We start from the raw sequence: 18,463 nt of genomic DNA, 5'->3' as shown, positions 1-18,463 counted from the left end.
TAAAAAGTAAAAACTCATATTAATCTAGAGAATTTAATGGATATATATATTTTTAATCGTGTTTAATTTAAACTAAATAAGACATAACTGACCTATTTATACTAGATGTATATAACTTAACTCCAGGATAAATATTATCTTATATAATATTAGCCTAAATAATAAAATAATTCGTATACATTGGTTTCAAGTGCTTTTGAAATATCAAACGCAATCTTGACTGATGGTATTTTTTTTAGATTCTCCACATCACTTATATATTGTCTAGTAACGCCTACCATTTCTGATAAATCACCTTGTGTCATGCCCTTTTGTTTTCTAATCCTCTTTATATTATTACCCACTTAGCTTAATTACCTCTTTCTAATTTTTAATGTATTCCTTAATATTTTAAGTTAGTAAAACGGCATTGTCAACAATTGTTGCCTATAATAAAAAATAAGAATTGATCCCTCTAACTTTATATATTAAATTAATTGATTCACTCTTTTCTGAACAGCATAATAATCATATCCAGCTTGAGTTAACCTTCTTTTTCTTTCTTCTCCATTCCCCCATTCTCCTCTAATGACCTCTCTTGCTAATTGGTCGATTGTCTTTCCAACTGGATAAACTATCTTGCCATTAGCATCGAATACTTTTAATCCAAATCTATCGGCACATTTTTTAGCATTTTCTATATTTCTAAATGCACCTTTCTGGCTTTTAACATCAGACCAGGATTTTCTAACTCTATATAATCCATTTTTTGGTTTGCTAACAGTCTTATTGCCTCTTAGTCTTTTATTGACCTCGCTTGCTATATATGGAAACTTGTTTCCAAGATATGGTCCTGGACAGTTAGTACTTTTATACCACTCATGTTTTTGAAGGACACCATCTTTGCCTCCAGTATAGGTACAAGGATAGATTCCATTTCTACTACAGATGTCTGTTACTAAATCAATTAGTCTATTTAAAACATAATCAGAAACTAACCACTGAGGTCCCCTCGTAGAGTTCCCTACTTCAATTGTTACTGCTCGGTTGTCACACCAGGAAGATGAAGTTGTCCAGGCTCTGTTAGATTCATCAACCCCTAAAACAATAACTCCATCAGATCCTAAGTTATAGTTCGCAGATGCACGTCTTGCTCTAGGTACAAATACTCCTGCAAGGTTTCTACCATTTATAACTCCTGCAGCATGGTGAATAGCAATTTTTGTTATCTTTTGATTTCTTCTTCCACTATGGTTAGGTGAAAGAATTGTTGCTTGTACTAACGGGCTATTACTCATTTATTTTTCCTCCTTAAATTGTTCTAATAACGTCTTTAACTTTTCTGGTACTGGCAAACCTAGTGCTACAGAGTTTTCTAAAATAGAAAGTCCCTCATTTGCTATATAAAAAAAGATGATGGCTGTTCTTATCATTGTTCCATCACCTTTAATTAAATTTACATCACATAGGTTTGCTATTCCCACAACTATAAAAATCATAATCTTTTTAGCTATCCCTTTAAATCCTATGGATGAGCTTAACTTTCTTTCTACGCCCGCTCTTAAAACGCCTGTTAAATAGTCAGCTATTACAAAAGCAAGTAGTGTGTAAATAAAAGCATCTACACTTCCAAGATAAAATCCCAACCATCCTCCGATAGCCGTAAAACATACTTTTAGTATTTCTAAAAACTTATTCATTTTATTCCTCCTCTGTTAATGTGTAAGTTATTTTCATTGTCTTATCTGCCGTTTTTAATATTGGACTTGATAGGTTATTAATTGTTCCAAGATATGGAGTATGAAGAAATAGAAGTTTATAAAACGAATTTTCATAGCCTCCATAGCCAAGCATTAATGGTCCTAATTGAATAGGTGTGGACATTAGATACGGAATGCTCCTACCTTCATACTCTGTTTTATCATCTCTACGAATAATTTCGTCATTCTTATTTATTGAAAATTTATGCCCGAGAATATAATCTCCCCAATTAAATAAATACATATATTCACCAGAATAAGTAATTCTTTGAATATCATATTCCAAATCAAATTTGCTAATATCAACAGGATTATTGATGTTAATCTTGTATAACAAGTTATCATCATTTCCAGCACCAATAGCATATAGATATCCGTCTTTTATGCAGCTATATACTCTCCTTTCGCAATAACTAGAATCTTGGTCCTTATAATCTCCAAGTTTATATAAGCTAATGTCATTTAAAGACCATTCATCCACAGTAGTAGAATAATCTTTTTTGGAAATCTTCATCCTTATTAACTTATTGTACTTAGTCCCAAATCCATACCAATAACCATCTGGTCCGTTATAAAAACAAGTTTCTTTCCAGTAATATACTTTTTCAAAAAACTCCTTTGCATCTACAATCGTTCTTTCTTCTTGATAATTTCCCTTTGTAAATATTGGATCATTTAAACCGATATCTGTAATTGATTCTCTAAGTTTGACAATATCTATAGAAGTCTTGTTTTTAGGCCAGATTGATATAAGTGTACTGTTTTCAATATCGTATTCCACACAACCTTGGTAAATATCAGTAATATTTCTATCAGAATTCATTTTTGTTTTATTTAAAAGTAGGAATGGGTCTCTTCCATGAGTATCTCCATAGAAGTATTTCCCTCCTCTATAATGGGTCAACGCCAGTGACGATATTCTTCCATTAGCTTGCGATGTAGAAAAATCCCATACAAATTTATATCCATTTTCTATGGGAGAAGATTCAGTTAAGTTTGCCGACCCCCTTTTAGATGCATCTGTTGAATTAACATCATTTGATGCGTATCCTATAATCTTATTCTCAGATGGCGGAATTATTTTATTTGGATCTTCATCAAGAGGATTTTCAAATAATAAGATTCCACCATAGCACTTATTGGCAATTGGAAAAATCTCTTCGTGAAATTTTGTTACAAGTTCCTCTCCGACTGGATACATAAGCCCTGATGGATTGAGTCTTAATAAATCTGGAACTGCATTCGTTATTAAGTTTTCATCTTCATATATTTCCTTCGTATTTGTCCTCACATCAGTTAGTTCAATGACTGATTTACCCTTGATCATTTCCTTCCTCCTTATCTTTAAATTCTGTATTAATTTCTTCCGTATATTTTCCAAGCATCAATCCTTGATATTTAAATCTTCCTACCTTTTCATCAAATACTAGTGGTCTTGGGACTTGTCTTTCTACTTTGTATTCAGCCTTCAATTTCCTAAGCAGGAATGAATGACTAAGTTCTATCTTCTTCCAAGATTCATCAATCTTAAGCTTTCCATCCCAAGCCTCTGTAGAACCTAGAGATTGTCCAGATATAGCTGCAATAGCATTATCTTTACCTATCATTGCTTGTCCTGATTCGAGTCTAATTAATACTGAGAAGTTGTTCATCGTCTTTTCCTGAAGTTTAGTTAATGGATAAAAAAGATTTAGAATGTGGTCGCCACTTAAGTAAGTTTCTTTTGGAATGTGATGTTCTATTTTCGTATCATTAAAAACATAGGTAATAACTAGCCTTGTTGGTATTTCTATGTTTTCAATAAAGTCTAATTCTTCTACTTCCTCTTTTTCTTCAAACTTTGGAGGAATATAGGATTTTCCATCGTTATTTAATAACTCTACTTGCTTCTTTACTTTTCTTGACACCTTTCTTGTCTTTTCTTCAGTATCACAAATTATATTTAACAAGATAGATGCATTAAAAATTGCCTCCGTTTCTTTATTGGAGGCAAATTCTATACGAATTACCGGCGTATCTGTTGAGGAAAGATTAAAAGCAGAGTAATTAGAATAGGCATGGACTACTAACTTTTCAGATTCAATCTGATTTAAAAGTCCTACTATATTTTTATCATTCTTGCTCTTAGCTTTAGATAAATATGGATTTTTTCCAACTCCTAAAATCCTGTGCTTTCCATTTATTTTGTATTCAATGTCGGTAATAAGCCCTTCAATTTTTTCTTCTTCGTAAGAAATAGCTATTCTATCTCCTACATCAAGACTGGGGTCTCCTATAGTTACCATGTCAAAGGGTGTGTGGTGAATCTTACAAATTTCAGTAAGAAGAACCTCACACATTCTTTTTCTTTTTTCTGGAAGCCCTAATTGCATTAATGGATTTATTCCGAGGTTCATAGTTAATCCATCATCATTTTCTAAAGAATAGTATTCAGCTATTTTAGTCTTTGCATTTGTTGAGTTGATGGCTGTATATCTTGTCTTAAAATCTGATATTGACGAAGAAAATCTTTCTCTCGTTTTAATTTCAGTTGATATGCTTTCTCCATACTTCTTTAAAACCAACTTACCATCACGAGAGACCCCAGCAAAAGCACCAAGAGTCGATGCTATATAGTGAATAAAGTCTCTATAGGTTTCTATATCATGGTCTTGATAAATCGCCAAAACTTCCTCACCATTAACAAAAGCTTTCACGTCATCTTCTGTCATACCTAGTTCTACCCTGCACTTCTCACATGAAAAACTTAGTAGTTCAAAGGCTGTACCAAAGGTATCTGTTACAGGAAAGTTCTTATCAAACCTAAGCATATAGTCATAACCTTTTAGTTCTAAAATTTTCTTAGACCTATTTGCCTCAGTGACATCAAAGATTCCCATTGGTATGGTTTCTATCTTTTTGCTTTCTAATTCTTGATGGTAAAAAAGCTCTATCTTTGAATCCTCTAAAGAATACCTATCTATATTTGAAAAAAGGCTAATTCCAAACTCTCCAGCATAAACTGTACCTATTTCAAGTTCAGAAGATCCAGAGCAGGAACGATGGATGTACCCAGACCCTTTAAGAATATCTTTATTGGTAAATGGAATGATTGTTTCATCTTTTAAGATGATATTTCCCGTCCAGTAAAATTTACGAGAATTCTTTTTGATTGCTGTTTTATATTCATTGCTTGTTGGATACATCAGTACTCCTCCAATGAAAAAGATACTTCCCACAATCCCTTATAAGAAGTATCTTTTATTAGTTTAACTTGAAACTTGTCTATATACATTTGTGTCTCTTTTAGTTCTAATATTTCCGTATCTAAGTATTTAACTTTTAGATTAGACTTGTTAGCAAGACCACTCAATATCTTCACAAGCTTAGGACTACAAGAAAAACTTACAGAAATACTTGCTACTTTATTTCTAACTATATCTCTCTGAATAGTTCCTGCCTCTGTTTCTCCTCCAGTATCTGCCTCTATATCTCTAAACTCCAAATCATAAGAATTTGGTAGAGGTAGGTCTACTCCTTCAATAATTAAATATGATTGATGTTTCATTATACGACTACACCTCCATTCACTGCGTCGCTTTGCTCCTTGTTCATGGGGTGAGACTGCATCTGACCTACCAACAAAATCATAGATTTTGGGTTAGGTCATTATCTACCTCCACTTCTTAAATTCTTACGCATAGATGCATTGACAATAACTTCATCAAGGAGTGTGCCTCCAAGATAAACTGGGATAACTATATCTCCAGCATTTTCCGATTTAACATTTATATTTGCAAGTGCATCGGATATTTGTCTTCCTATATCAATTCCATTTACAGCAGGTTCTTTATCATATCCACCTATGCCAACAGCTGATATATTTGGACTTAAAACCATATCACTTGCGACATTTTCCATCGAAGATTGAACTAATCTCCTGCTCTTTTCAATTCCCTTAGATAGACCTTCCATAAAGTCTGGCATCCATGATTCGTAGTCGGTAAGTGGACCAACATCTGGAACTGAAAAGTGCAGGTAGGACCTAATAGTTGATGCTACATTCGATACAGCAGATGTCACATTGCTAATCGCACTTCTAATCCCTCTTGCAATTCCATTAATCATATCAGCTCCCCATGTATAAGCTTGAGATGCCAAATTCTTAATGTGATTAACTGCATTATTAAATCCATTTCTGATAGTGGACTGAATATTTGACATGGTAGATGAAATGCTTGATCTCATAGAATTAAAAGCAGACGATACTGCTGACTTTGCAGTATTCACTGCAGAGGAAATAGTCGACTTTATAGAATTCCAAGCAGATGAAACAAAGGACTTTATGTTATTCATTGTAGATGAGATAAAGGTCTTTATCCCATTCCAGATTGATTCAAGAACTGCCTTAATAGAAGTCAAGATAGTCTCAATTGTAGTTTTTATGTTTGTCCAGGATGTAGAAATAAATTCTCCAATAGCAGTAATAACTGTTGTTAAAAACTCTTTTAGTCCATTCCAAATAGTCTCTACTTTTACTTTGATTGCATCTAGAACTGTTGAAATTAAAGTCTTAATACTTTCCCAAGTAGTCCTGATAAACTCACTAACTGCTGTAAATACTTCTGTAGTTGTAGTTGAAATAGCTGTCCATATATTGGTAAAAATAGTTTTAATTCCTGTCCAGAGGCTCGTAAAGAATTCTCCTAAACTTTGCCATAGACTCTTTGCTCCCTCAATAAAGGTATTCCAAGATTCAGTTAGAAAAGTTGTTATAGATGTCCAGATAGTATTCCATCCTTCAGAAAGTCCATTCCATAGGTTGGCAAAAAAGTCCTTGATGCCTTTCCAAGTAGTCTTAACACCTTCAATAAATCCAGACCAGAATTCTGATAGAAAACTTGTTATTTCAGTCCAGGTACTTGTCCATGAATCAGATATCCCTTGCCATAGGTTTACAAAGAATTCTTTTATTCCATTCCAAATGGCAACAGTTGATTCTTTGATAGTTTCCCAAATAGAGATGACACCTTCTCTAAACCAGTCACACTTCTTCCATAAAAGAACTAGACCTGCTATTACTGCACCAATAGCAATAGGAACAATCCCAATGGCTGATACTACTGCAGTAATTGCTGGTATAAGTGTACCTGTAAAGATTCCAACTATCTTAGTTATTCCTCCTACTATTAGAGGTCCTTTGGTCATAATAGTTCCTATTGACCAGATAAGTTTTCCTACAATCATAAGTACAGGACCAAGAGCAGCTATAAAAAGACCGATTCCTGCAATAATACCTTTTACTGGTCCTGGAAGTGCATTAAGTCCATTTACCAGTTTTGTTAATATATCTACTGCTTTTCTAACAGCAGGCATTAAAAGTTCTCCAAAGGATATAGCTAATTCTTCTAAGGCAGATTGTAGGATCTTTAATTGACCAGCTAGGTTATCCTGCATAGTAGCAGCCATTTTTTCTGCTGTTCCATCTGCGTTATATATGGCATCACTCAAACTGTTGTAGTCTTTCTCACTGGCATTTATAATTGCAAGCATTCCAGACATAGCGTTTTTACCAAATATCATGGATGCCGCTTGTGCTTTTTGAGTCCCATCTAAATTAGCAAAGGCTACTCTAAAGGTGCTTAGAGTCTCATCAAGTGAAAGCCCCTGCACATCTTCAATAGATAAGCCTAACATAGACATTCCGTTAATAACTTCTTTAGTTGGTGATGCGAGTCTTGTTAGTCCAGACCTTAAAGCTGTCCCTGCTTGTGAACCCTTTATTCCTGCGTTAGCCATTAAACCTATAGCCACTGCTGTATCTTCAACTGAATATCCAAGTGTCCCAGCAATAGGTGCAGCATATTTGAAGGTTTCACCCATTAATGAAACATTGGTATTGGCATTAGATGATGCAGCAGCAAGAACATCAGCAAAGTGAGAAGAATCTTCTGCTTTTAAACCAAAGGCTGTAAGGGCATCTGTTACGATATCTGAAGTAGTAGCTAAGTCCTCACCACTAGCTGCAGCAAGGTTCATGACTCCTTCAATACCACTAATCATATCTTTACTTTTCCAACCAGCCATAGCCATGTAGTTCATAGCCTCTGCCGCTTCAGATGCTGAGAACTTTGTTTTGGCTCCCATTTCACGAGCCTTTTCCCTTAGGGCATCAAAGTCGGACCCTGTTGCACCAGATACTGCTTTTACCTTTGACATACCAGAATCAAAATCTGATGCAGTCTTTACAGCTGCTGCTCCAAGACCTGCTACTGCAAGAGATACTGGCATCATTTTTCTTCCCACGTTTTCTATATTTTGCCCTGTGTTTTGCCATTTTTCTCCAGTAATAGCTATGTTTTGAAGAGTCTGATTTGTGGTTGCCCCTTGCCTTTCTAGAGATTTAAGGGCTTGTTCTGTTTCAATAATCTCTCGTTTAAGAGCATCATATTGCTCTTGGGAAATCTTACCTTCTGCAAGAGCCTGTTCAGCTTGTTTTTGTGCCTCTTTTAATGATGTTAGTTTATTCTTTGTTTCTTCTAATGTCTGACCTAACAGTTTATGTTTTTGTGAGATAAGTTCAGTGTTGCCAGGATCAAGTTTTAGAAGTTTATTGACATCACGAAGTTCAGATTGAGTATGTTTAATCTCCGTATTTACTTGTTTTAGTGCAGTCTGTAATTTGGTAGTGTCCCCACCAATCTCAACAGTTATCCCTTTTATTCTATTTGCCAATATCTCACCTCCTCTCTAGAGATATATTTATCAGTGTTTTTGTTGATGTTTTTATCAATTTTTGCTATACTTATCTTGAGGTGATAAGTATGAATTTTGTAAAAGAATTATCCAACAAGACTGTATCCATTTCTGAATTTAATCGAGGCCTAGCTGGACGTATTTTCGATGATGTCAAAGTGAACGGTTCTAAGGTCGTATTAAAGAACAACACTCCTGAGTGCATTCTTGTTTCCCCTGATGAATATACGAAACTCATTGATGAGCTCGAAGATGCAAGAGATCTTATGCTTGCCAATACAAGGATGTCATCAATGGATAAATCCGATTTAATTTCTCAAGATGAATTTGAAGAAGCCTTTCATATCGATTTAAATGAAGTCTCTCCTCTTAATGAGGACGAAATCGAATGAACTATAAACTATCCTTTATAAAAGAAGCCATCCAAGACTATAAAGCCTTAGATGGATCTCAAAGAAAAATTGTCGATAAAGCACTTAAGAGGATCTTAATAAATCCTCTTCCTAATACTGAAGGTGGGTATGGCAAGCCTCTTTCTAACCTTTCTGATTCTAAGCTTGCTGGTCTTATGAAAATTAAACTTAAGAGTTCAGGTCTTAGGATCGTTTATAAATTGGAAAAATCAGATGACGAAGTTCTTGTCATTATTATCGGTGCAAGAGCCGAATCCAAAGTCTATAAAGATGCTGAAAAAAGAGTAGCTAAGCTTGAAGATTAAAACTTATCATAATCTTCTTGCGTAGCTACTTCTTTATATTTATAGTCGTCGTTATTCTTTTCTGTGAACATATCATTTACAAGTCCAATTGTTAGTAGGGATAAATCAGAAACAGAAAGACCTAATTCTACAGCCCTTAATAGAAACAAGGGTGTAGTCATTGGTCTTTCTGTCGGTCTTACTTTTTTTTAGGAACTTCTTCCGACTTGATGTTAAGTCCCCATAACTCAATTAACTGAGGTAGAATTTGGTAAATTGAAAAGGTTGAGAAATTATCTAACCATTCTTCTGGACTATCTGGCACAGATTTATCTCCATGCTTTGCCATTACATAGGCTATATTTTCAAATAGTTCTAATGAACCTATATCTAGATTAGATTTATCTTCATCATTTTTCTTCATGGACTTTTCAAGTTCCATTAAGTCTTTGAAGATATCTCTTCCAAATTTAAGTCTATAGATTCTTGGGATAGCTGCTGATGCACGAAAAATAACATCTTGCCCGTCAATCTGAATTTTCTTTGTTAGTGCCATATTTATTTACCTCCAACACTTGCCCTTGAAGGTGTTACTGTCGTTTCTGTGGGCATATAGACTGACTTATACCAACCATCATAAGTTTCCTTTGTAGTCTCCTCACCTGTTCTAGCCTTTACATTTCCATTTGGAAGTGGTCTTGCTTGGATAGATAAGGTTTCTGGTTGAACTTCTCTTGATTCTTCATTAGTTTCTCCTTCGAGAGTAGGTCTTGCTGCTGAACAGTTATACATGACGTGACGGATTTTCTTTTGGTCTCCATCAAACTCAAATAACAGTGCAAAGTTTGCAGTTTCAGAGTTTGAAGACTCAATTAGAACTTTATTGGAGTCTGATTTTTCCATCAAAACATCAGTCCTAAAGGATTCTGGAATAAGAGCGATTTCCAAATCTCCGTCATATCCCATATTGTTTGAAATAGTGTAGTATTCAATTCCATCTGCATAAAAGCTTTCAGGCTCTCCATTAGGATCCAATGAAATTGAAACAGCACCAGGCATTGGAACTGGTGTCTTATATTTAATAACGCCCTCTTCGACTTTATCAAAGAGAGCGTAATGTACGTTACAAATATTAAATTTAACTTTATTAGCCATTTTTTACCTCCATAGTAAATTCATAGAGAACTTCATAAAGTCTTTCTGATTCAATCCAAACTTCAGATTTTTCATAATAGATTTTTTCTCTATCAAGTATCTCTTCTATCTTTTCTTCTAATTTTAAATCTTTCTTATCAGTATAAAGTTCTAAGTCTATCTGGGTGTTTTTATAATATACATATCCATCTGCACCAAAGTGTTTATTCTTTGGAAATAGATAGACCATAAATGGTGGATCTGGACTTTCTCCTTCAGCAAAGTGAGAGTATGCAAATGGAAGTCCCATATCTTCAATTATTTTTAATAGCCTATCCATCGTTTAGTTTCCTCATAATATTTTCTTCCAATTCTCTGATTCCTTTCTCTTCAGCTGGTCCGATGTGTGGCTTAGCAGATACTCTTCCTCCCTGTCTTAGGACGTGCCCTTTTTCAAGTAAATGAGCCAGCTGGTATCTATTTCTTGAGTGAACTACAAGTTCTATTGAGTTTGAAGTTTCTTTCATAGTTTTTACTGACCAAGATTTAGAATATTTCTTTGTTTCTCCAACTGGTGCATTTTCTTGTATGTCTTTTCTAATATTGCTACCAGCTTTTTTGACTTCCTTTTTGACTTCATCTGTTGCCATATCAGAATATTCTTCTAAGCCCTTCATTATTTCACTGGCTAGGTTTTCAATTTTTACATTCATCTACTCACCTTCCTACATCTAAACTTTATAAGTCTATTTTTGTAGTTCATAAAGTCAATTGAGATGATATTGTACTTTTCATCATCAAATAGAATTCTGTATTCTGAAGTGTTAATATTCTTTAACCTATTTTGAAATCTTATAGTAAAAGAAATATCTGACCTGTCTACTTCCATCCCTAGAAAAACTTCTTCGCCTTTACCTTGAAAAGATATATAGGCTGAAGTTTCTAGATAATCCGTCCATACTGATTTATGGTTACCAATTCCATCCACCTCAACATTTTTATTTTGAAAGGTTATTTTTCTATTTAAATCTGATATCCTCATTAGAACTCAGCCTTTCTCATTCCAAATAATAAAGCCCTTAGAGTTAAGTTTAGTTCAGAATAATCTGCCTCTTCTCTATGCTCATAAAGATAAGCAGTCATATAGAGGACAGCTATCTTTCCATTTGGATTTTTAGAAAGTTCTTCTTCACTATTAACCCTAGCTACATCCATGGAGTGTTTGATTGATGATTGGATGAGAGATTCAATCATCTCATCCTCATCATCAAAATCCACCCTTAAATAGGACTTTGCCTCCTCAAGAGTAATCATAATTTACTCCTTAGGCAGTAGCACCGATTTTTAAAAGTTTAACTGCTTCTCTTAAAACTAAGATTCCATCAACTCTTTCTTTACCTAAGAAACCTACCATGCCATTTCCTGCAAATAGTTCCTTTAAGTCTTGGAAAGACCTATTTCCTCTGTCTCCAATCTTGTAATAAGAAAAATCGCCAAAGGCTACAGCAAGTTTTCCTTTTTCAGATTTAGGAGCAAAGGCTGATGTGTAGGCAGGATATCCTAAAAGTCTATCTGGTTCTCCATCTTTAAGTGATGGTTGCCAAATATATGCACCATTAACATCCTTAAGTTTTCTAATTTGAGCAACTGTTGCATCATTTAAAATGAATGCCGCTTTCTTCCTATAAGGTCTGTCTAATGAGTAAACTAAATCAATTAGTTCATCCGCAGTAATTGTTTGAGCCTTTGTTGTCACACCAAGTTCTCCACCCTTTTTAGAGTCAAAAATTCCTGTAGGCTTATTTACTCCATCGCCATTTAAGAAAGCGTCCTCTTCAGCATTTGCTAGTGCTCTAGTAAATTCTTCAGTGATGTATTTTTCTAAATTAAAGGCTGCATCATAGAGAAGTTCTTCAGTTACTTTAATACCAACATGAAGTTTGTGTGCATCAAGAGATACTTGGTCGAATGTACCATCTCCAAAGGTAAGTTGACCACCTTCTTCTACCCATAGAGCAGCTGGCTTTGTAGCTGCAATATTGATTTTATGAAGTCCAGAAGTTTGAACTTTTGTAGCTAATTTTCTTACAATATTTTCATCTTCAAGCCCATTTACAATATCTACTTCCATTTCTTCTGGAACTAAATATCCACCACTTTCATCTGTCCCTACTTTTAATTCATTAGAAATATCTCTAAAATTAGTTCTTAATGCTTTCATCATAGACTTCTTATAGACATTTCTTGCTCTCATTGGTTTATCTTCTTCATTAAAAGTAGCAGGTTCATTTGTTAGTGCTTGAGTAGTAGGTTTTTCTAAGGATTTATCCATTTCTTCTTCCCTCTTCTTTCTTTCGATTTCACGAGTGTAATTCTCGATGTTTTTTTCCATCTCTTCATATGTCTTAAAGTCTTCACCAGACATTAGGCCATTTTCATCTTTCTTAGATTCAGCAAATGCCTTTGCCTCATCCCATGCCTTAGTTCTCTTTTCCATTAGTTCTTTTAAGTTCATATCTTTACCTCCAAGTATTTTTAATTTTGTTTAATCTTTCTTCTACTTCGCTCATTGAATGAGTTTTTACTTCTTTATTTATCTTTGTTAAAAGTGAATTTGTAACTGCTCGCCTTGAAAAGACCATGTTCGTAACTTTTTCATCTTTTCTTTTGTCAGTGAGAGTTCCATCACAAAAACCCATCTCAATGGCCTTATTCTTATCAAACCAAGTCTCTCCATCCATTAGATTAGAAATCTCTTCTCGGGATAAACCAGTTTTAATCTCATAGGCATTGATGATTGATTCCTTGACTTCCTTAAGCATATCGATAGCTTTTTGCATTTCTTTTGAGTCGCCAATTGCTACAGTTAAAGGATTATGAATCATCATTAGTGATGTAGGACTCATCAAAACTTCAGTTCCTGCCATAGCAATAACTGATGCTGCTGATGCTGCAAGTCCATCAATCTTAATTGTCACATTTCCCTTGTGTTCTAAAAGCATGGTGTAAATTCTTGATGCTGCGATACAATCTCCACCAGGGGAGTTGATCCACACAGTTATATCTCCACTTTTGTTTTTTAATTCTTCAAAAAAGAGCCTTGGAGTTATTTCATCATCAAACCAAGACTCTTCTGCAATAACTCCATCTATATAGAGTTCATTTGAATCCTTTTTCCAATTCCAAAATATTCTATTGTTCTTCATTAGGACTTATCACTTCTCCTTTCTGCTGATAAAAACTACCTGCCTTATCAAGTGGTAGCATATTTCCATTTACAAGGTATAAGTCACCACCTTCTTCAGCCGATATCCTATCTAGATTTTCTAATTCTCTTATGTCATTTGCACTCATCCAGCCATTTTGTCTTCCTACAGCATATCCATTCATCCTTGATTCATAGTCTCCCCTCAGAAGTCCATCAAGATTGAATTTAATAAAGTATGATTCTTTTTCTTTATTTGTTAGTAGTGCTCTTTCCAAAGATTGTTCCCAACGAACGATCCAAGGATCAAGGGTGTATTTAACAAATTCAAGTGACTGCTGTTCTATATTTGAAAATGACGACTTCTCCAAGTCACCAATCATATGAGGTGGTATTCTGAATATTCTTGCTATCTCATTTAACTGAAACTTTCTAGTTTCCAAAAACTGGGCCTCACTTGGCGCTATGGCTATGGGTTGGTATTTCATCCCTTCTTCAAGTACAGCCACTTTGTTGGCGTTTTTAGGGCCTTGAAAGGCAGCATTCCATGACGCTCTAACTCTTTCTGGATCTTTAATAATACCTGGATGCTCTAAAACCCCACCTGGCTGTGCGCCATTTTGGAAAAAGCTAGCACCATAATCTTCACAAGCCATAGCCATACCAATTGCATTCTTTGCCATTGTAATTGGCGAGTATCCAATAAGGCCATCAAAACCAAGTCCAGGTATGTGAAGGACATCTTCTTTTAAAAGATAAACTTCTTCTGATTTATGATTGTATTTATAGAAGATTTCTCCTTCTTCACTTCGCATAACAGTCATCTTGTTTGGCATTAAGGGATAAAGTCCAATGATCTCATTTCTTCCATTTCGAATTATCTGAGCATAGGCATTTCCCCATAAAAGAAGATGAGTCATCAGTGTTTCTCTAAATACAAAGGAAGTCATTTCAGTATTTGGTTCATCGTGCAAAAGAAAATATATGGCGTGGTCTTTTGCTTTTTCCTTTGAGTTCGAATCTCCTCTTTTATATAGATGAAGAGGAAGTCCTGCTAAGGTTTCAGCAAGAACTCTCACACATGAATAAACTGCCGTCATTTGCATGGCAGTAAATTCGTTGACATTCCTTCCTGCTGTTGTTCTCCCAAATAAAAAAGACGATGAAGATATCCTCTCCCCGTCTTTAGGTTTGTCTCTCGACTTGAATATTAAGTTTAAAATGTTTATATTACCACCTCCTAAAATTTTAATCATTTGTGATATAATGTTAATATATTTACTGGAAGGACAAACTATGAACATATATATCGACGAATCAGGAACAATTAATAATCAACTTAAAAATGAATACTTCATTATCACGTTAATTATTCCAGATAATTCTAATGCTTTAAAAAGATCCTATAAACGTTTTGTAGCATCTAATCTTGAAGAGCTTAAAAGAATAGACAATAGGCAAAAAATGTTTTTAAATGGAACATTTCATGAGTTAAAAGGTTCTGCTTTTGATAGACCCATGAAACAAAAATTTATAAACTTCTTTGCCAGAAAAAGCAACTTCAGTCTTTTCTATTTAAAAGTTGACAATTCAAGACTCAAAGATACTTTTTGTTCAAATACATCTTGAGTTTTCAATTACCTATTAAAAATATCACTGGACTACTTCATAAGAAATAATTACATACCAAGTGAGAATCATCTTTTACAACTTGATGAAAGAAATGAAAGAACCGAATCGAGATTCTTTCTTGAGGACTATTTAAACACTGAACTTTGCATAACTGGGATTAATCAAGGAAATTTTGCGGTTTCATATTTTGACTCTGCCAATAACTCAAATATTCAAATCGCTGATGTTTTCTCAAATATCTTGTATTCTCATCTTAAAACAGGTAATTACGCAGATGAGTTTAAAACTTTAAGAGACAATGGTATCTTAAAATATATTTTTGAATTTCCCCTATAAAACTTGACTTTTTTCTATTTTTAAAGTATCATGATTATACCAACAGTAAGTCTTATTCAAGTGCCATTATCTAGGTAAGCGATATGTGTTATCGTCACTCATAAGCAATTGGTATACATATTCTAGCCACCTATATGGTGGCTTTTTTCGTGCATTTTTACTTAACTCTAAATCTCGCCACTTTTCTAAATTTGGCTATGATAAATCAAAAATAGAGAGATTAAAAAATAATCAATCCCCTATCATCATAAACCGACTCACTAGTATCATTGCCACACCTTATAGCCCTATCAAGAGCCATGATTGTAGCAATAACCCCATCTATCTTTTCTGTAGATTTTTCTTTATCTGCCTTAATGTTTCCAGCGGGATCTGTTCGAATAAAGATATTATCCATCATCCACCTTAGAACTGGATGACCTCCATGGGCTATTTTTCTTTCGAGAGTTAGTTTCATTAATTCTTTTGTTGGTGGAGACATGTCTTTAAATCCTTGACCAAAAGGAACAACTGTGAAACCCATTCCTTCTAAGTTTTGTACCATCTGAACTGCTCCCCATCTGTCAAAGGCAATTTCTCGGATGTTATATATATCACCTAAATCTTCTATAAATTTTTCAATAAAACCATAATGAACTACATTGCCTTCTGTTGTCTGAATATAGCCTTGTTTTTTCCATAGGTCATAGTTCACATGGTCTCTTTTTACTCTTAGGTCGAGGTTATCTTCTGGCAACCAAAAGTAGGGTAATATTTGATATTTATCATCCTCATCTAATGGAGGAAAGACTAAAACAAAGGCCGTAATATCTGTTGTTGATGATAGGTCAAGTCCACCATAACAAACTCTACCTTTTAGTTCTTCTTCATTAACAGCAAAGTTACATAAGTCCCATTTTTCCATAGGCATCCACCTAATTGCTTGTTTGACCCACTGATTTAATCTTAACTGTCTGAAGGCATTTTCTTCAGTTGGGTTTTGCTTAGCCGATTCACAGGCTTGTCTTACTTTTTCTATTGGAACTGTAATTCCTAAGGATGGGTTAGCCTTATGCCATACTTTTTCATCTGTCCAATCATCTTCTCTATCTGCTCCATAAATCACGGGATAAAAAGTTGGATCAGTTTTTCTTCCTTCAAGTATGTCGACTGCCTTTTGGTGAGTTTCGTAGCAGATTGATTTCGTATCTGTTCCTGCAGTTGTAATAAGAAAATATAGGGGTTGAGTTCTTGCATCTCCTGAACCTTTTGTCATAACATCAAAAAGTTTTCTGTTAGGTTGGGTATGAAGTTCGTCAAAGACCACACCATGAATATTAAATCCGTGTTTAGAATAAGCCTCTGCAGATAAAACTTGATAGAAAGAATTGGTCGGCTTATATATCATTCTCTTTTGAGATGCTAGTATCTTTACTCTTTTAGATAAGGCTGGGCTCATCCTTACCATATCAGCTGCAACATCGAAGACGATAGTTGCTTGTTGCCTATCTGCAGCACATCCATAAACTTCTGCTCTTTCCTCTCCATCACCGCAAGTAAGAAGGAGTGCTACAGCAGCTGCAAGTTCTGACTTTCCCATTTTCTTTGGTATTTCAATATAGGCTGTATTAAATTGTCGATACCCTGTATCTTTCACAATTCCAAACAAGTCTCTAATGATTTCTTCTTGCCAGTCAATAAGCTTGAAATCTTTACCTGCCCATCTACCTTTTGTGTGTTTTAGGCATTCTATAAAGGTGACAGCATAGTCTGCTTTGTTTTTATCATAGTGAGATGTAGGTAGCATAAATTTTGTTGGTTTATATTTCATTTGACCTCCTTCATCTAAAAATAGGCATAAAAAATAGCCACTTGCTAGTGACTTCTACTACGACAAATAGAGCCTAAACTCTATTTGGAATTTTATTTTATCTTTGTCTTGCTATGTTTAATTCTTTGTATGCTTTCTTAAGTTCTCTTTCTAGTGTTTCTGATTCTGCAAAAAGTTGAAATTCTTCATCTGTTAAATTTCCTTTTGATACCTCCCAAAGTTCTTCATGAACTTGGTCTGCACATTTCTTTGCTGTTCCCGCTATGTCTAAAAGATTAATGGCTGCTCCAGTCTTGCCTTCTTTTGATTTTTTTATTGAGCTTTCTGCGTATCTTTTGCAAGCTGTAACTTCTGTTTCTAATCTTTCTAAAAGGTCTTTTTTCATGGTAATGTTCTCCTTCTCTTTTGTTGTACACATATTCCCGTACAAGAAGAGATAAGTCAAGCAATTATCTTGCTTAACTCTCTATTTTTTCTCTTAGTTTCTCTTGAAAAGGAGGGCTGGTTCATACTCTTTTTCCTCTTTTCTTTCTTTGAAATTCCAATTAGTCCTTCCTGTATCTATTTCAATTAAGTCTATAGGAAAGTAACCTTTTCTTTTAAAGCTTTTTAGTCCTTTCATGAGTCCTGTTGACTGATCGGAAATGGTAAATTCTTGTATCCCGAATCTTTCAAGATTCTCTATCATATCTTCGTGATTATCTTCAAATCCAATGTCTTCAAAGTTTAGGATGTCTCGACCTATCCTTTGGGATTCTCTATATGCCCAATAAAATCTGTAACTTATTTTATTTTCTTCGAATTCTTCTTTTTCTTTTATATTTTCTAGCAGTTCAATTTTTTTCATTTTTCGTTCCTCCTCTTTTGTTGTACACATATTCCCGTACAATAGAGGAATAGTCAAGCAATGTATGGTTATTTAATTAGATTTTTCAATTATATCCTCCCTAAAAATTACATTTAACATCGAACCATTATCCCATTTTACTAGGATTGATCCAATGGCATCCACCCCATAAACTGTGCCTAAAGTTCCAACTGGTGGAGCCTGTCCATCTTCCATTTGGATTAGTTTTACTCTTGTACCTACTGGATACGTCTCTTTTAATTTTTGTATAATTTCCCTTGAAATCATCTAATCACCTCACATACATATATCACTCAAATACTGATTT

The 18,463-nt window shown here is 34.5% G+C and carries 24 protein-coding genes; 4 read left to right on the top strand and 20 right to left on the bottom strand.

Translation table 11 applies throughout. The features are described from left to right. Positions 1 to 149 precede the first annotated feature (149 nt). The 7 genes from DG046_RS05450 to DG046_RS05420 form a co-directional block, all read right to left on the bottom strand. Positions 150 to 344, bottom strand: coding sequence for a helix-turn-helix transcriptional regulator (locus DG046_RS05450; protein WP_108831517.1), 195 nt, complete (start codon positions 342 to 344; stop codon positions 150 to 152). Between the two features lie 123 nt (positions 345 to 467). Then, positions 468 to 1,277, bottom strand: a complete 810-nt coding sequence (locus DG046_RS05445; RefSeq protein ID WP_108831516.1) for an N-acetylmuramoyl-L-alanine amidase — start codon at positions 1,275 to 1,277, stop codon at positions 468 to 470. Next, positions 1,278 to 1,679: a phage holin family protein gene (locus DG046_RS05440; protein ID WP_108831515.1), complete on the bottom strand. Its 402-nt coding sequence runs from the start codon at positions 1,677 to 1,679 to the stop codon at positions 1,278 to 1,280. A 1-nt stretch (position 1,680) separates the two neighbouring features. Continuing rightward, positions 1,681 to 3,066 (bottom strand): hypothetical protein, encoded by a 1,386-nt coding sequence (locus tag DG046_RS05435; protein ID WP_108831514.1) that lies wholly within the window; start codon positions 3,064 to 3,066, stop codon positions 1,681 to 1,683. Then, positions 3,053 to 4,924, bottom strand: coding sequence for a hypothetical protein (locus tag DG046_RS05430; protein WP_108831513.1), 1,872 nt, complete (start codon positions 4,922 to 4,924; stop codon positions 3,053 to 3,055). The genes DG046_RS05435 and DG046_RS05430 overlap by 14 nt, the downstream gene beginning before the upstream one ends. Then, complete coding sequence (locus tag DG046_RS05425) at positions 4,924 to 5,286, bottom strand: hypothetical protein (protein WP_108831512.1); 363 nt, start codon at positions 5,284 to 5,286, stop codon at positions 4,924 to 4,926. The genes DG046_RS05430 and DG046_RS05425 overlap by 1 nt, the downstream gene beginning before the upstream one ends. Positions 5,287 to 5,387: 101 nt before the next feature. Continuing rightward, positions 5,388 to 8,453, bottom strand: a complete 3,066-nt coding sequence (locus DG046_RS05420) for a phage tail tape measure protein (protein ID WP_108831511.1) — start codon at positions 8,451 to 8,453, stop codon at positions 5,388 to 5,390. Between the two features lie 89 nt (positions 8,454 to 8,542). Here DG046_RS05420 and DG046_RS05415 point away from each other — a divergent pair, with 89 nt between their 5' ends. Then, on the top strand, positions 8,543 to 8,866 hold the full coding sequence (locus DG046_RS05415) for a type II toxin-antitoxin system Phd/YefM family antitoxin (RefSeq protein WP_108831510.1): 324 nt from the start codon (positions 8,543 to 8,545) through the stop codon (positions 8,864 to 8,866). Next, a complete protein-coding gene (locus tag DG046_RS05410; RefSeq protein WP_049690779.1) occupies positions 8,863 to 9,192 on the top strand; it encodes a type II toxin-antitoxin system RelE family toxin in 330 nt (109 codons plus the stop codon). Before DG046_RS05415 ends, DG046_RS05410 begins: the two co-directional genes overlap by 4 nt. A 178-nt stretch (positions 9,193 to 9,370) precedes the next feature. On the opposite strand, the gene DG046_RS05405 is transcribed toward DG046_RS05410, so the two are convergent. From DG046_RS05405 to DG046_RS05365, 9 genes are read right to left on the bottom strand one after another with little or no spacing between them, the layout of a single operon-like run. Beyond that, on the bottom strand, positions 9,371 to 9,727 hold the full coding sequence (locus DG046_RS05405; protein WP_002834869.1) for a hypothetical protein: 357 nt from the start codon (positions 9,725 to 9,727) through the stop codon (positions 9,371 to 9,373). Between the two features lie 2 nt (positions 9,728 to 9,729). Beyond that, on the bottom strand, positions 9,730 to 10,326 hold the full coding sequence (locus DG046_RS05400; protein WP_019125124.1) for a major tail protein: 597 nt from the start codon (positions 10,324 to 10,326) through the stop codon (positions 9,730 to 9,732). Further along, positions 10,319 to 10,645: a hypothetical protein gene (locus DG046_RS05395; RefSeq protein WP_108831509.1), complete on the bottom strand. Its 327-nt coding sequence runs from the start codon at positions 10,643 to 10,645 to the stop codon at positions 10,319 to 10,321. Before DG046_RS05395 ends, DG046_RS05400 begins: the two co-directional genes overlap by 8 nt. After that, entirely contained in the window at positions 10,638 to 11,018 is a 381-nt protein-coding gene (locus tag DG046_RS05390) for an HK97 gp10 family phage protein (protein ID WP_002834872.1), read from the bottom strand. The genes DG046_RS05395 and DG046_RS05390 overlap by 8 nt, the downstream gene beginning before the upstream one ends. Beyond that, complete coding sequence (locus DG046_RS05385; protein ID WP_108831508.1) at positions 11,015 to 11,347, bottom strand: phage head closure protein; 333 nt, start codon at positions 11,345 to 11,347, stop codon at positions 11,015 to 11,017. The genes DG046_RS05390 and DG046_RS05385 overlap by 4 nt, the downstream gene beginning before the upstream one ends. Continuing rightward, positions 11,347 to 11,619, bottom strand: a complete 273-nt coding sequence (locus tag DG046_RS05380; protein ID WP_008901308.1) for a head-tail connector protein — start codon at positions 11,617 to 11,619, stop codon at positions 11,347 to 11,349. Before DG046_RS05380 ends, DG046_RS05385 begins: the two co-directional genes overlap by 1 nt. Positions 11,620 to 11,629: 10 nt before the next feature. Then, a complete protein-coding gene (locus DG046_RS05375) occupies positions 11,630 to 12,820 on the bottom strand; it encodes a phage major capsid protein (protein WP_108831507.1) in 1,191 nt (396 codons plus the stop codon). 4 nt (positions 12,821 to 12,824) lie between these two features. Continuing rightward, positions 12,825 to 13,511 carry a head maturation protease, ClpP-related gene (locus DG046_RS05370; protein ID WP_071027567.1) on the bottom strand — a complete coding sequence of 229 codons (687 nt, stop codon included), beginning with the start codon at positions 13,509 to 13,511 and terminating at the stop codon, positions 12,825 to 12,827. Further along, entirely contained in the window at positions 13,498 to 14,766 is a 1,269-nt protein-coding gene (locus DG046_RS05365; RefSeq protein ID WP_044566351.1) for a phage portal protein, read from the bottom strand. Before DG046_RS05365 ends, DG046_RS05370 begins: the two co-directional genes overlap by 14 nt. Before the next feature lie 40 nt (positions 14,767 to 14,806). Between DG046_RS05365 and DG046_RS09725 the strand changes: the two genes are divergently transcribed. Both DG046_RS09725 and DG046_RS10010 read left to right on the top strand, forming a co-directional pair. Beyond that, the gene (locus DG046_RS09725; RefSeq protein ID WP_199909587.1) at positions 14,807 to 15,139 is read left to right on the top strand and encodes a DUF3800 domain-containing protein; all 333 of its coding nucleotides are present in this window, start codon (positions 14,807 to 14,809) and stop codon (positions 15,137 to 15,139) included. A 21-nt stretch (positions 15,140 to 15,160) separates the two neighbouring features. After that, positions 15,161 to 15,478: a DUF3800 domain-containing protein gene (locus tag DG046_RS10010; protein WP_417878319.1), complete on the top strand. Its 318-nt coding sequence runs from the start codon at positions 15,161 to 15,163 to the stop codon at positions 15,476 to 15,478. Positions 15,479 to 15,698: 220 nt separating this feature from the next. On the opposite strand, the gene DG046_RS05355 is transcribed toward DG046_RS10010, so the two are convergent. The 4 genes from DG046_RS05355 to DG046_RS05340 all read right to left on the bottom strand — a co-directional run bounded on the left by DG046_RS05355 (position 15,699) and on the right by DG046_RS05340 (position 18,423). Continuing rightward, positions 15,699 to 17,288, bottom strand: coding sequence for a terminase large subunit (locus DG046_RS05355; RefSeq protein WP_044565562.1), 1,590 nt, complete (start codon positions 17,286 to 17,288; stop codon positions 15,699 to 15,701). A gap of 97 nt (positions 17,289 to 17,385) precedes the next feature. Then, positions 17,386 to 17,673 (bottom strand): hypothetical protein, encoded by a 288-nt coding sequence (locus DG046_RS05350; RefSeq protein WP_044565560.1) that lies wholly within the window; start codon positions 17,671 to 17,673, stop codon positions 17,386 to 17,388. A gap of 93 nt (positions 17,674 to 17,766) precedes the next feature. Next, the gene (locus DG046_RS05345; protein WP_044565559.1) at positions 17,767 to 18,135 is read right to left on the bottom strand and encodes a DUF7698 family protein; all 369 of its coding nucleotides are present in this window, start codon (positions 18,133 to 18,135) and stop codon (positions 17,767 to 17,769) included. Between the two features lie 72 nt (positions 18,136 to 18,207). Beyond that, positions 18,208 to 18,423, bottom strand: a complete 216-nt coding sequence (locus DG046_RS05340) for a DUF4314 domain-containing protein (RefSeq protein ID WP_044565558.1) — start codon at positions 18,421 to 18,423, stop codon at positions 18,208 to 18,210. Positions 18,424 to 18,463 lie beyond the last annotated feature (40 nt).

This window comes from Aedoeadaptatus coli (genome assembly GCF_900343085.1).
Lineage (GTDB): Bacteria > Bacillota > Clostridia > Tissierellales > Peptoniphilaceae > Aedoeadaptatus > Aedoeadaptatus coli.
The sequence above is the reverse complement of the archived record's forward strand: the minus strand, read 5'-3'. Positions and strand labels throughout refer to the sequence as shown.